The sequence below is a fragment of the Microtetraspora fusca genome (assembly GCF_001570365.1).
Classification (GTDB): domain Bacteria; phylum Actinomycetota; class Actinomycetes; order Streptosporangiales; family Streptosporangiaceae; genus Microtetraspora; species Microtetraspora fusca.
In genome coordinates this window covers 12,776-25,591 of the sequence record NZ_BBYK01000057.1, presented here as the reverse complement: position 1 = coordinate 25,591, position 12,816 = coordinate 12,776, and the positions used below count along the sequence as shown (strand labels likewise).

At 70.7% G+C, this 12,816-nt stretch carries 11 protein-coding genes; 2 read left to right on the top strand and 9 right to left on the bottom strand.

The annotated features are described in order from the left end of the window. Positions 1 to 130 precede the first annotated feature (130 nt). The 9 genes from AWQ68_RS25835 to AWQ68_RS25795 form a co-directional block, all read right to left on the bottom strand. Entirely contained in the window at positions 131 to 1,741 is a 1,611-nt protein-coding gene (locus AWQ68_RS25835; protein ID WP_066944599.1) for a monocarboxylic acid transporter, read from the bottom strand. Next, a complete protein-coding gene (locus AWQ68_RS25830; RefSeq protein WP_157545713.1) occupies positions 1,738 to 2,070 on the bottom strand; it encodes a DUF485 domain-containing protein in 333 nt (110 codons plus the stop codon). The genes AWQ68_RS25835 and AWQ68_RS25830 overlap by 4 nt, the downstream gene beginning before the upstream one ends. A gap of 223 nt (positions 2,071 to 2,293) precedes the next feature. Beyond that, complete coding sequence (locus AWQ68_RS25825) at positions 2,294 to 3,778, bottom strand: sodium/solute symporter (RefSeq protein ID WP_066944597.1); 1,485 nt, start codon at positions 3,776 to 3,778, stop codon at positions 2,294 to 2,296. A gap of 13 nt (positions 3,779 to 3,791) precedes the next feature. Further along, entirely contained in the window at positions 3,792 to 4,214 is a 423-nt protein-coding gene (locus AWQ68_RS25820) for a hypothetical protein (protein ID WP_066944595.1), read from the bottom strand. Then, a complete protein-coding gene (locus tag AWQ68_RS25815) occupies positions 4,211 to 4,960 on the bottom strand; it encodes a LytR/AlgR family response regulator transcription factor (protein WP_066944593.1) in 750 nt (249 codons plus the stop codon). Before AWQ68_RS25815 ends, AWQ68_RS25820 begins: the two co-directional genes overlap by 4 nt. A gap of 236 nt (positions 4,961 to 5,196) precedes the next feature. Then, on the bottom strand, positions 5,197 to 6,369 hold the full coding sequence (locus tag AWQ68_RS25810) for a histidine kinase (RefSeq protein ID WP_066944590.1): 1,173 nt from the start codon (positions 6,367 to 6,369) through the stop codon (positions 5,197 to 5,199). Positions 6,370 to 6,379: 10 nt separating this feature from the next. Further along, positions 6,380 to 6,805, bottom strand: a complete 426-nt coding sequence (locus AWQ68_RS25805; RefSeq protein WP_157545711.1) for an HIT family protein — start codon at positions 6,803 to 6,805, stop codon at positions 6,380 to 6,382. A gap of 67 nt (positions 6,806 to 6,872) precedes the next feature. Further along, positions 6,873 to 7,250: a DUF3618 domain-containing protein gene (locus tag AWQ68_RS25800; RefSeq protein WP_084464401.1), complete on the bottom strand. Its 378-nt coding sequence runs from the start codon at positions 7,248 to 7,250 to the stop codon at positions 6,873 to 6,875. Next, positions 7,247 to 7,645, bottom strand: a complete 399-nt coding sequence (locus tag AWQ68_RS25795) for a phage holin family protein (protein ID WP_066944584.1) — start codon at positions 7,643 to 7,645, stop codon at positions 7,247 to 7,249. The genes AWQ68_RS25800 and AWQ68_RS25795 overlap by 4 nt, the downstream gene beginning before the upstream one ends. 397 nt (positions 7,646 to 8,042) lie before the next feature. Between AWQ68_RS25795 and AWQ68_RS25790 the strand changes: the two genes are divergently transcribed. Together AWQ68_RS25790 and AWQ68_RS25785 are read left to right on the top strand one after the other, a co-directional pair. Continuing rightward, the gene (locus tag AWQ68_RS25790; RefSeq protein WP_373281542.1) at positions 8,043 to 10,442 is read left to right on the top strand and encodes a glycoside hydrolase family 48 protein; all 2,400 of its coding nucleotides are present in this window, start codon (positions 8,043 to 8,045) and stop codon (positions 10,440 to 10,442) included. Between the two features lie 187 nt (positions 10,443 to 10,629). Beyond that, on the top strand, positions 10,630 to 12,816 hold a 2,187-nt coding region (locus tag AWQ68_RS25785; protein WP_084464417.1), incomplete at its 3' end, for a glycoside hydrolase family 9 protein.

Below are 12,816 nucleotides of genomic sequence, written 5' to 3'. Positions count from 1 at the left end.
CCCGAAGGCGACCACCGTGACCGCCGTCGGGATGACGGCCGCGGAACGTCCCGGATGCGCGGTGCGGTCCCGAGGAGGATGACCGTGGGTCCGGTCACCGCGCTCTGTTCGGTGCTCGTTCAGTGTTCGCTCAGTGCTCGGTGGCCTGCTCGGCACCGAGACCCGTCAGCGAGCGGACCTCGATCTCGGCGTACTTTGACGCGTTGAACTCCTTGCTGAGGGTCGTCCCGAGGTATCCGGCGAGGAAGCCGACCGGGATCGAGACGATACCCGGGTTCGACAGCGGGAACCAGTGGAAGTCCACCTCGGGGAACATCGCCGTCGGCGCGCCGGACACCACCGGCGAGAACACCACGAGCAGGACGGACGTGATCAGACCGCCGTAGATCGCGGACACCGCGCCGGCGGTGTTGAACCTCTTCCAGAACAGGCTGAAGAGGATCGCCGGCAGGTTGCCCGAGGCGGCCACGGCGAAGGCCAGCGCGACCAGGAAGGCCACGTTGAGCGACTGCGCGAAGATGCTCAGCCCGATCGCGACCGCACCGATCACGAACGCGGAGATCCGCGCGACCACGACCTCCTGCCGCTCGGTGGCGGTGCCCCGCTTGAACACGTGGGCGTACAGGTCGTGCGCGAAGCTGGACGAGGACGCCAGGGTCAGACCGGCGACCACGGCCAGGATCGTGGCGAACGCGACCGCCGCGATGACCGCGAGCAGGATGGTGCCGCCCACCTCGCCGAAGATCTCCCGCCCGATCGCCTCGGCGAGCTGCGGCGCGGCGGTGTTGCCCGCCTTGTCCTGCTCGGTGATCGCCTTGCCGCCGACCAGCGCCGCCGCGCCGAACCCGAGCACCAGCGTGAGCAGGTAGAACACGCCGATGATGCCGATGCCCCACTGGACGGACTTACGGGCCTCCCGGGAGGTGGGCACGGTGTAGAAGCGGATCAGGATGTGCGGCAGGCCGGCCGTGCCGAGGACGAGCGCCAGCCCGAGGCTGATCAGGTCGATCTTCCCGGCGATGCCCTGCGCCTCGGTGCCGTACTTCAGGCCGGGTTCGAGGAGCGCCTGGCCCTTGCCGCTCTTCTCGGCCGCCTCGCCCAGCAGGCTGGACAGGTTGAAGCCGAACTTGCCGAGCACGAGCAGTGTGATCAGGGCCGCGCCGGTCATCAGCAGGACGGCCTTGACGATCTGCACCCACGTGGTGCCCTTCATGCCGCCGAAGACCACGTAGACGATCATCAGCAGGCCGACCCCGATGATCGTCCAGATCTTGCCGGCCTCGGAGTGGATGCCGAGCAGCAGGCCGACGAGCGCGCCCGCGCCGACCATCTGGGCGAGCAGGTAGAAGATGCTGACCACGATCGTGGACACGCCGGCGGCGGTGCGCACGGGGCGCGGGCTCATCCGGAAGGCGAGCACGTCGGCCATCGTGAACTTGCCCGAGTTGCGCATCAGCTCGGCGACCAGCAGCAGGGCCACCAGCCAGGCGACGAGGAACCCGATCGAGTAGAGGAACCCGTCGTATCCCGAGAGCGCGATGATGCCGGCGATGCCGAGGAAGGACGCGGCCGACATGTAGTCGCCGCCGATCGCCAGTCCGTTCTGCAGACCGCTGAACGAGCGGCCGCCCGCGTAGTAGTCCGCGGCGGTCTTCGTGTTGCGGCTGGCCCAGAAGGTGATGCCGAGCGTCCCGGCGACGAAGAAGACGAAAAGGATCGTCGAGAGGGTCTCGTGGCTCATGCGGCGGTCTTCTCCTCGACCTCGTGACGCAGCTCGTCGGCCAGCGGGTCCAGCTTCCGGGCGGCGTGCCGCGAGTAGCCCCAGGCGATCAGGAACGTCGAGACGAACTGCAGGATGCCGAAGACAAGGGCCACGTTGATGTTGCCGAACAGCTTCGTGCCCATGAAGCCACGGGCGAAGCCCGACATGATGACGTAAAGCACGTACCACGCGAGGAACGCGACGGTCATGGGGAAGACCCAGCGCCGGAACCGGCTCCGCAACTCACGGAACCGCTCGCTCGTCTGTATCTCTTCATAAACGGACGCGTCATGTTGCCGAGTCGTCACACGACCTCCCACGGCTGTGATCTGGATCACGCAGAGCGTAGGAGTGGGGCGCGGCCCTGACGAGACGCCCGGGCCCTCTTGTCGGTGAGCCGCCGCCACGCGGCGGTCAAGCAGGTACGGCGTGCGATGAATGGTCCCATCAATGCGCCGAGCGGTCGGACCGCCGCCGAACGCTACCTCCCTTGTGGCCGCCGGTCGCCGCACGAAGCCGGGCGACGACCGGTCAGACCGAGCGCGGCCGCCAGTCGCCCCGGTCCACGTCGAGGGTCTCTGGGGTGTGCAGCCGGACCATGGTCCTGGCCACGTTCCTCGGCACGCGGGACGGCGTGAGCAGCGACACCGCGATCATGACGGCGAAGGAGATCGGCACGCTCCACGCCGCCGGCTGGGCCAGCAGCGCCTCCGGCCAGCCCGAGTACGGCCCGCCGACGATGGTGACGACGCCCGCGGCGGAGGCCAGCCCGCCTCCGGTGAGGAGCCCGGCCAGCGCGCCGACCGTGGTGAGCCGGCGCCACCAGATGCCGAGCACCAGCAGCGGGCAGAACGAGGACGCCGCGACCGCGAACGCCAGCCCCACCACGTCGGCCACCGGAAGCGTCCGCGCCGTACTCGCCAGCACGAACGGCACCGTCACCGCGAGGACCGTCGCCATGCGGAACGGCCGCACCCCGCCGCCCATGAGGTCCTGGGCGATCACCCCCGCGACCGACACAGCCAGTCCGGATGACGTCGAGAGGAACGCGGCGAAAGCCCCCGCCGTCACCAGCGCCGTCAGCAGCTCTCCCGCCGTCCCGCCGACCAGCCGCCCGGGCAGGGTGAGGACGACGGCGTCCGTGGCGGGCAGCCCGTAGACACGGCCGAGGTACCCGTACACGGCGGGCATCAGATAGAACGCGCTGAGCAGCGTGAGCACCAGCAGCGTGGTCCGGCGGGCGGCCCGGCCGTCGGGGTTGGTGTAGAACCGCACCAGCACGTGCGGCAGCCCCATCGTGCCGAGGAACGTCGCCATGATCAGCGAGTACGTCGCGTAGACCGGGTGCTCGCGCCCGTGCAGCGGCAGCGCCCACGGGTCGCCGGGCGGCAGGCCGGGAGAGCCGTCGGACCGCCAGGCGATCAGCATGAAGACCAGCGGCACCGCCAGCGCGGTCAGCTTGAGCCAGTACTGGAACGCCTGGACGAACGTGATCGACCGCATGCCGCCGGACAGCACGTTGAGGGCGACCACCACCGCCACGAGCAGCCCGCCGGCCCAGGTCGGCGCGCCCGTCACCGTTTGGAAGACCAGCCCGGCGCTCTGGAACTGCGGCATCAGGTAGAGCCAGCCGATCAACACCACGAGCACGCTGGACGCGCGCCGCACCACCATCGACTCCAGCCGCGCCTCGGCGAAGTCCGGCAGCGTGTACGCCCCCGACCTGCGCAGCGGGGCCGACACGAGCACGAGCAACACGAGGTAGCCGCCGGTCCAGCCGACCGGGAGCCACAGCATGTCCGCGCCGTAGGTGAGGATCAGCCCGGCTACCCCGAGGAACGAGGCCGCCGAGAGGTACTCGCCGCCGATCGCCGACGCGTTCCACAGCGGCGACACCGTACGCGAGGCGACGTAGAAGTCCGAGGTCGTCCGGGACACCCGGATGCCGAAGGCCCCGATCAGGACCGCCGCCAGCAGGACCAGCACCACCGCGGTCATGCCGTAGGCGGGGCTCACCGCCGCGCTCCGCTCACTCGCGGTCCATCAGCTCGGCGAAGTGGCGCTCGTTCCGCTCCGCCTGCCGTACGTACAGCCAGGCGCCGACGACGAACGCGGGATAGATGAGCCCGGCGAGCACCAGCCAGGGCAGCGGCACGCCGAGCAGGTCGGCCGAGCGCAGCTCCGGCACCAGCAGGAACAGCAGCGGCAGCCCGCCGACGACGCAGGCGAGCACGGTGCAGACGAACAGGGCCAGCCGGAACTGGGTCCGCACCAGCGAGGCCATGTAGACCTCGCCGAGCTGCGTCTGCTCGTCGATCTCGGTGGTGAGCGGGCGGCGCGGACGCCGGGCGGCGGCGGTGCGGGGGCTGGTGACGACGACCCGGCGGGGCCGCTCCGCGTCGGCGGCCGACCGGCTCACCCGCAGCAGGTCGGAGATCCGCTTCTCGGTCATCGCGACCCGGCCTTGCGCGCGCGGCGCACCAGCAGGTCGCGCAGCTCGCGGGTGTGCCGGCGGCTGACGGGGATCTCCGTTTCGCCGATCCGCACCACGCAGCGGCCGGAGTCGATGCGCAGCTCGTCGATGTGCCGGAGCGCGACCAGGTGGCTGCGGTGGACCCGGACGAACCCGGCGGGCGCCCAGCGCTCCTCCAGTGCGGCGAGCGGGATGCGCACAAGGTGGCTCCCCGTCGCGGTGTGCAGCCGGGCGTAGTCGCCGCGCGCCTCGACGTACCGGACCTCGGTGCTGGTGACGAACCGGGTCACCCCGCCCAGCTCGACCGGGATCGTGTCCGCCTGCGGGCCGGTCTCCGGCTCCGTGCGGCTGCCGCACACCCGCCGGATCGCCTCGGCCAGCCGCTCGGGGCGGACCGGTTTGAGGAGGTAGTCCTCGGCCTTCAGCTCGAACGCGTCCACCGCGTGGTCCTCGTACGCGGTGACGAAGACGATCTTCGGCGGCCGGGTGAACTGGGCGAGGAGCCGGCCGAGCACCACGCCGTCGAGCCCGCGCATCCGGATGTCGAGGAAGACCGCGTCCACGGGCCTGCCCTCGGCCATCGCGCGGTCGAGCAGCTTCAGCGCCGCCGCGCCGTCGCGGGCGGTCAGCACCTCGCCGATGCGCGGGTCCGCCCTGAGCAGGTACGCCACGTCCTCAAGGGCGGGCTGCTCGTCGTCCACCGCCAGGACCCGCAGGCCGGTCACGGGAGCCCTCCTTCACCACACGGAATCCCATAGAGCGTCATGAATCAGGACAGCCGAAGTCAACGTCTCACCGGCCCGGGATCACAACGATTCGGCCCCGGCTCCCCCTCCCGCGCGGGGGCCGGCGAGGAGGGGTGGCATCCAATGCGTTCAAGCGCGTTCAAGCGCGTTCAAGCGCGTTCAACGCGGGAGGGCCCGGCCACGAGAACGGCACGGTGGAAGAACGCGGCCGATCGTCACGCCGAGACGCCGGGGTGGTACTTGGGGAGGCGGATGCTGACCTTGGTCCCGGCGCCCCTGCCCGTCTCGACCACGAGCCCGTACTCGTCGCCGTACACCTGCCGGAGGCGCTCGTCCACGTTGGCCAGGCCGACGCCGGTGGCACGGTCCTCGCCGGACAGGATGCGGCGCAGCCGCTCCGGGTCCATGCCGGTGCCGTCGTCCTCGACGCTGATGCCGCACTCGGCGCCCGCGTCCTCGGCCACGATCGAGATCCGGCCGACGCCCGGCTTGCTCTCCAGGCCGTGCCGTACGGCGTTCTCGACCAGCGGCTGCAGGCACAGGAACGGCACGGCGACGGCGAGCACCTCGGGGGCGATGCGCAGCGTGACCTGGAGCTGGTCGCCGAACCGGGCCCGCTCCAGGGTGAGGTAGCGCTCGATGGAGTGCAGCTCCTCGGCGAGCGTGGTGAAGTCGCCGTGCCGCCGGAACGAGTATCGGGTGAAGTCGGCGAACTCCAGCAGCAGCTCTCTGGCCCGCTCCGGGTCGGTGCGGACGAAGGAGGCGATCGTGGTCAGCGAGTTGTAGATGAAGTGCGGCGAGATCTGCGCGCGCAGCGCCCTGACCTCGGCCTCCATCAGCATCGTCCGGGAGCGGTCCAGCTCGGCCAGCTCAAGCTGCGAGTCCACCCACCGGGCCACCTCCTGCGCCGCCCGGACCAGCCCCGCCGAGGCGTGGTCGCCGTACGCGGCGAGGGTGCCGACGACGCGGTCCTCGGTGGTGAGCGGCACGACCACGGCGTGCCGGATCGGGCATTCCAGCAAATCGCAGTCCAGCGCGAGCACCTGGGTCCTGCCGTCCTCCAGCGTCCTGTCGGCGTGGCCGAACGCGTCCTTGGCGTGGTGATCGCCCTCGCCGTCGTAGACGAGCAGTTCCTCGCCGTTCGTGATGGCGATCGCCGGGGAGCCGAGGAGCTCGCGCAGGTGCCGGGACGCCTTGAGCGCGCCGGCCTGGGTGAGCCCCGCGCGCAGCAGCGGCGCGGCGAGCGAGGCCGTGTGCAGGGTCTCGAACGTGGCCCGCTCCGCCGGGCTGCTGCCCAGCTCGCGCCGGCCGCGCAGCACGCGCCACAGGACGACGGACGGCACGCCGATCAGGACCGCGACCACCAGGGCCGCCACCACAGGTTCCACGCCGCGTCCTTTACGTTGTAGATTTCTGGATCGCGGCCTGGATCCGCGCGGCGTACTCCATGACCTCGCCCTCGTCGGCGTACTTCACCCGGGGCCAGAAGAAGCCGCGCAGCCCGTCCTTGCGGTTGCGCGGCACGACGTGGGTGTGCAGGTGGGGGACGCTCTGGCTGACCCGGTTGTTCAGGGCGACGAAGGTGCCCGCGACGCCGAGGCCCTCCTCCACCGCCCTGGCCACCTCGCGTACCCGCTGGAAGTACGGCCCGACGTCGGCGTCGGACAGGTCGGGCAGGGTCTCGACATGGACGCGGGGCACGACGAGGACGTGCCCCTTGAACACCGGCCGGGCGTCGAGGAAGCCCACGGCCACCTCGTCTGACAGCACCGTCGCGGCCGGGGTGCGGCCCGCCACGATGGCGCAGAACACGCATTCGTCCACGCGCGCTCCTTCTCGTGATGCTCCCGACATCGTGTCATCATCGCGATGCCGGTCCGCTCACGAGCGTTCAGGCGCCTCCCCCGCCGTACAGTCGGCGCCTCCTCGCCCGGCGCAGGGCGAGCCCGGCGGCCGCGCCGAGGGCGACGACCGCCGCCGGCAGCATCAGGCCGCCGGCCTGGCGGGCCTTCGCCCGGGCTCGGCTCCTCACGTCGAACCGGGAAGCCAGCTCGGCCACCGTGCGGGCCAACTCCGCGCGGTTGCGCTCGATGTCGGCGTGCGCCGCCTCCAGCTCGTCCGCGAAGGGCCGCCACGCGACGACGACGCGCTGGATGGTCTCGTTCAGGGTGTCACCGGCGTCATCGACCGCGCTGCACTCCACGAGGTGGCTGTGCACCCCCACTTCTCCCGCGCCCTGGCGGCTCGGCCCGGGATCGGTCTCGCTCAACGGCGCACACCTTCTCGCACCACGTCGATGTCGGTCTTGACACTGCGCATCATGCGATGCGGCGTCGGCGGCGTGGCGGAGGACACCACCTGCTTGCCCGCCACCCCGACGAGCAGGGCCAGGAAGAGGAGCACGCCGCCGATGATCAGCGCGGACGCCCAGCCGGGCAGCACGAGCGCCAGCGCCAGGATCGCCGCGGCGGCCAGCGCCGCCGCGCCGAGCAGCGCCGCCACCCCGGCCGCGCCGACCAACCCGGCGCCGAACCCGGCGTGCCGGCCCTTCTCCATGAGCTCCATCTTGGCGAGCCGCAGTTCGCCCCGGACCAGCCGGGACATCTGCTCCGACATCTGCCGGACCAGCTCGCCGGTCGACTGACCTTCCCTGGTGTGAACCATGGTCGCCTCCCATGTCGGAGATGCGTATGCGCCTACCCGCCGACCTGGCCCCAAACCCGAGCGAAACAGATGAAACTTTCAACCAGTACGCACCTGCCATTCAGCGGCGTACCAGGCAAAAGGCCAGCCTGCGCGCCAGGGCCGGTCGGCGCGGGAGGGAGCGCGACGGGCGCCGCGCGGACGGTGATTGACATCGCGGAGGGCGCTTCCACAATCCTAATGGGAGCGCTCCCATTACCGGTTCGATCCAGCCGTCCGCCCGCATCGCGAGCCGCGTCCGCCTACCTGGTGTTCCGTCCCGCCGATGCACCCCCCGACCATTGGAGAACCCCAGAAGATGCGCACACGACCACCAAGAGCGGGAGCGCTCCCACAATCGCGGAAACGGATCGCCTGGGTGGCCGCCGCCGGCGTCTCCGCCGCCGTGCTGGCCGGCCTGGCGCAGTCCCCCGCGTCCGCCGCCGTCTCCTGCGACGTGACGTACGCGGTCAACGAGTGGACGTCCTCGCCCGGCCAGGGCGGGTTCACCGCCAACCTCACCGTCAACAACCTCGGCGACCCGGTCAACGGCTGGACGCTCAAGTTCACCTTCCCGGGAAGCCAGAAGGTGACGCTGCCGGGCTGGTCGGCCGACTGGAGCCAGAGCGGCGCCACCGTCACCGCGACCAACCTGTCCTGGAACGGCGCCCTGGGCACCGGCGGCTCGACCAGCATCGGGTTCAACGGCACGTGGAGCGGCTCCAACCCCGCGCCCACCTCGTTCACGGTCAACGGGGTGACCTGCCGCGGCGGCGGTCCGTCGCCCTCGCCGTCGGCGTCCCCGTCCGCGTCCCCCTCCGCCTCGCCCTCGGCCTCGCCCTCCGCGTCCCCCTCGGCGTCCCCGTCCCCGTCCGCGTCGCCGAGCCCGCCGAGCAACGCGTACGTGCAGAACTTCCTCACGATGTACAACAAGCTGCACGACCCGGCCAACGGGTACTTCTCGCCGCAGGGCGTGCCGTACCACTCGGTCGAGACGCTGATGGTGGAGGCCCCCGACCAGGGCCACGAGACCACGTCCGAGGCGTACAGCTACTACCTGTGGCTGGAGGCGATGTACGGCAAGGTCACCGGGGACTGGAGCAAGTTCAACAACGCGTGGGCCTCGCTGGAGAAGTACATCATCCCCTCCACCGCCGACCAGCCGACGAACTCCTTCTACAACCCGAGCAAGCCCGCGACGTACGCCGGGGAATGGGACGACGTCACGAAGTACCCGTCCCAGCTCGATTCGGGTGTGAGCGTCGGCGTGGACCCGATCGCGGGCGAGCTGAAGTCCGCCTACGGCACCGGTGACGTGTACGGCATGCACTGGCTGCTCGACGTGGACAACACCTACGGCTTCGGCCGCTGCGGCGACGGCACGACCAAGCCGGCGTACATCAACACCTACCAGCGCGGGCCTGAGGAGTCGGTCTTCGAGACGATCCCGCAGCCGTCCTGCGACACGTTCAAGTTCGGCGGCCCGAACGGGTACCTCGACCTGTTCACCAAGGACTCCTCGTACGCGAAGCAGTGGAAGTACACCAACGCCCCCGACGCCGACGCGCGCGCGGTGCAGGTGGCCTACTGGGCGCTGCAGTGGGCCAAGGAGCAGGGCAAGGACTCGCAGATCTCGGGCACGGTCGCCAAGGCCGCGAAGATGGGCGACTACCTGCGCTACGCGATGTACGACAAGTACTTCAAGAAGCAGGGCTGCACCGCCACCTCCTGCGCCGCCGGCACCGGCAAGGACAGCGCGGCCTACCTGCTGAGCTGGTACTACGCCTGGGGCGGCGCGAACGACAGCTCGGCCGGCTGGGCCTGGCGGATCGGGTCGAGCCACAACCACTCCGGCTACCAGAACCCGCTCGCCGCGTACGCGCTGTCGAACGTGAACGAGCTGAAGCCCAAGGGCACGACGGCGGTCACCGACTGGTCGGCGAGCCTCACCCGCCAGATCCAGTTCTACAAGTGGCTGCAGTCGGCCGAGGGCGCGATCGCGGGCGGCGCGACCAACAGCTACCAGGGCCACTACGCGGCCCCGCCGTCGAACCTGCCGACCTTCTTCGGCATGTCGTACGACTGGCAGCCGGTCTACCACGACCCGCCGTCCAACCAGTGGTTCGGCTTCCAGGCGTGGTCGATGGAGCGCGTGGCCGAGTACTACTACGCCACGGGCAACGCCGACGCCAAGGCGATCCTCGACAAGTGGGTCACCTGGGCGCTGGCGAACACCACGGTGAACGCCGACGGCACCTACCAGATCCCGTCGACGCTGCGCTGGACCGGCCAGCCGGACGCCAGCTTCAGCGGCCCCGGGATGCCTCCGGCCAACACCGGTCTGCACGTCACGGTCGTCGACCGCACCACCGACGTGGGCGTCGCCGGCTCCTACGCCAAGACCCTGATGTTCTACGCCGCCAAGGCGGGCCACGCGGGCGCCAAGACCACGGCCAAGGCGCTGCTGGACGGCATCTGGAAGAACAACCAGGACGGCAAGGGCGTGTCGGTGCCGGAGACCAAGGCGGACTACAACCGCCTCAAGGACCCGGTCTACGTCCCGGCCGGCTGGACCGGCAAGATGCCGAACGGCGACGCCGTCAACTCGAACTCGACCTTCATCTCCATCCGGTCCTGGTACAAGAACGACCCGGACTGGCCGAAGGTCCAGGCGTACCTGAACGGCACGGCCCCCGCGCCGACCTTCAACTACCACCGGTTCTGGGCGCAGGTCGACGTGGCCACCGCCCTCGGCCAGTACGGCCTGCTCTTCCCCTGAGGCGGCAGGCCGGCGGCACGGACCCGGTGATCCAGGCCCGGGGGTGTGGTGTCGCCTGACCCTTCACCGCACCCCTCGGTACCGCCGGGGAGGCCGGGCACCGGGCCCGGCCTCCCCGGACGAAGCCGGGGCGCGACGGCGCCTGACCCGCCGTCGCGCCCCCAACCCCCCTATGCGAGGCATCCACATGCGGCGTACGTTCACGGCTCTGGCGGCCCTGCTGGCCGCGGCCGCGCTCTCACCGGTGGCCGGGAGCCCGGCGCTCACCCCCGCCGCGGCGGCGGCACCGGCGTTCAACTACGGCGAGGCGCTCCAGAAATCCCTCTTCTTCTACGAGGCGCAGCGGTCCGGGAAGCTGCCGGCCACCAACAGGGTGTCCTGGCGCGGCGACTCGGCTCTCAACGACGGCAAGGACGTGGGCCTCGACCTCACCGGCGGCTGGTACGACGCCGGCGACCACGTCAAGTTCGGCCTGCCGATGGCGGCGACCACCACCATGCTGGCGTGGGGCGCGGTCGAGTACCGCGACGCGTACGCGTCGTCCGGCCAGTTCGCCTACCTGCTCGACAACCTGAGGTTCGTCAACGACTACTTCCTCAAGGCGCACCCCGCGCCGAACGTGTTGTACGGGCAGGTGGGCAACGGCGGGACCGACCACGCGTGGTGGGGTCCGGCCGAGGTCATGCCGATGGCCCGCCCCGCGTACAAGATCGACGCGACCTGCGGCGGGTCGGACCTGGCCGGTGAGACGGCGGCGGCGATGGCGGCGTCCTCGATCGTCTTCCGCCCGACGGACCCGGCGTACGCCGACACACTGGTGACGCACGCCAAGCAGCTCTACACCTTCGCCGACACCGTGCGGAAGAAGTACAGCGACTGCATCACCGACGCGGCGGGCTACTACCAGTCCTGGAGCGGCTACAACGACGAGCTGGTATGGGGCGCCGTCTGGCTCTACCGCGCCACTCAGGACGCGTCCTACCTCACCAAGGCCGAGTCGTACTACGCCAACCTGGGCACCGAGCCGCAGTCGACCACGAAGTCGTACAAGTGGACGATCGCCTGGGACGACAAGTCGTACGGGTGCTACGTGCTGCTGGCCAAGCTCACCGGCAAGCAGCAGTACGTCGACGACGCCAACCGCTGGCTGGACTACTGGACCGTCGGCGTGAACGGCCAGAAGGTCCCCTACTCCCCCGGTGGCGAGGCCGTGCTCGACCAGTGGGGGTCGCTGCGCTACGCGGCGAACACGGCCTTCGTCGCCCTCGTCTACAGCGACTGGCTGACCGACGCCACCCGCAAGGCGCGCTACCACGACTTCGGCGTCCGCCAGATCGACTACGCGCTCGGCGCCAACCCCCGCAACTCGTCGTACCTGATCGGGTTCGGCGCCAACCCGCCGAAGAACCCGCACCACCGGACCGCGCACGGCTCGTGGTCCAACAACATCGCCGACCCCGCCGCGAGCCGGCACATCCTGTACGGCGCGCTGGTCGGCGGGCCCAAGGCGGCCGACGACGCCTACACCGACAGCCGCAGCAACTACGTGATGAACGAGGTCGCCACCGACTACAACGCCGGATTCACCAGCGCGCTGGCCCGGCTCTACAAGGAGTACGGCGGCACCCCGCTGACGAACTTCCCTCCGGCGGAGACGCCTGACGGGCCCGAGATCTACGCCCAGGCGTCGGTGAACGCCGCCGGCCCCAACTTCACCGAGATCAAGACGCTGATCGTCAACCACTCGGCGTGGCCGGCCAGGGCGCTGGCCGACGGCACGTTCCGCTACTACTTCACGCTCGACGGCGACACGACCCCCGCGCAGATCACCCTGACCACCGCGTACAACCAGTGCAAGGCGCCCACCGGCCCGACGCAGTTCTCCGGGCGGATCTACTACGTCACGATCGACTGCTCGGGCCAGGTCATCACGCCCGCGGGCCAGTCGGAGTCGCGGCGGGAGGTCCAGTTCCGCATCGCCAGCTCGGGCTCCTGGGACCCGTCGAACGACTGGTCGTACTCGGGCGTGTCCACCACCCCGGGCTCCACCCCGGTGACCGTACGGAACATCACGATCCACTCCGGCGGCGCGACGATCTGGGGCGCGGCCCCCGGCGCCGAGCCGTCGCCGTCCGCCTCTCCCTCGGCCTCGCCCTCCGCCTCTCCCTCCGCCTCGCCTTCGGCGTCCCCCTCGCCCTCACCCTCGGCGTCGCCGTCGGTCAGCCCCTCCCCCAGCCCCTCCCCCAGCGCCTCCCCGACCGGCCGGGCGTGCACGGCCGCGTACAAGGTGACGAACTCCTGGCAGGGCGGCTTCCAGGCCGAGGTCACCGTGACGAACAACGGCGGGGCCGCGATCAGCGGCTGGACCGTGAGC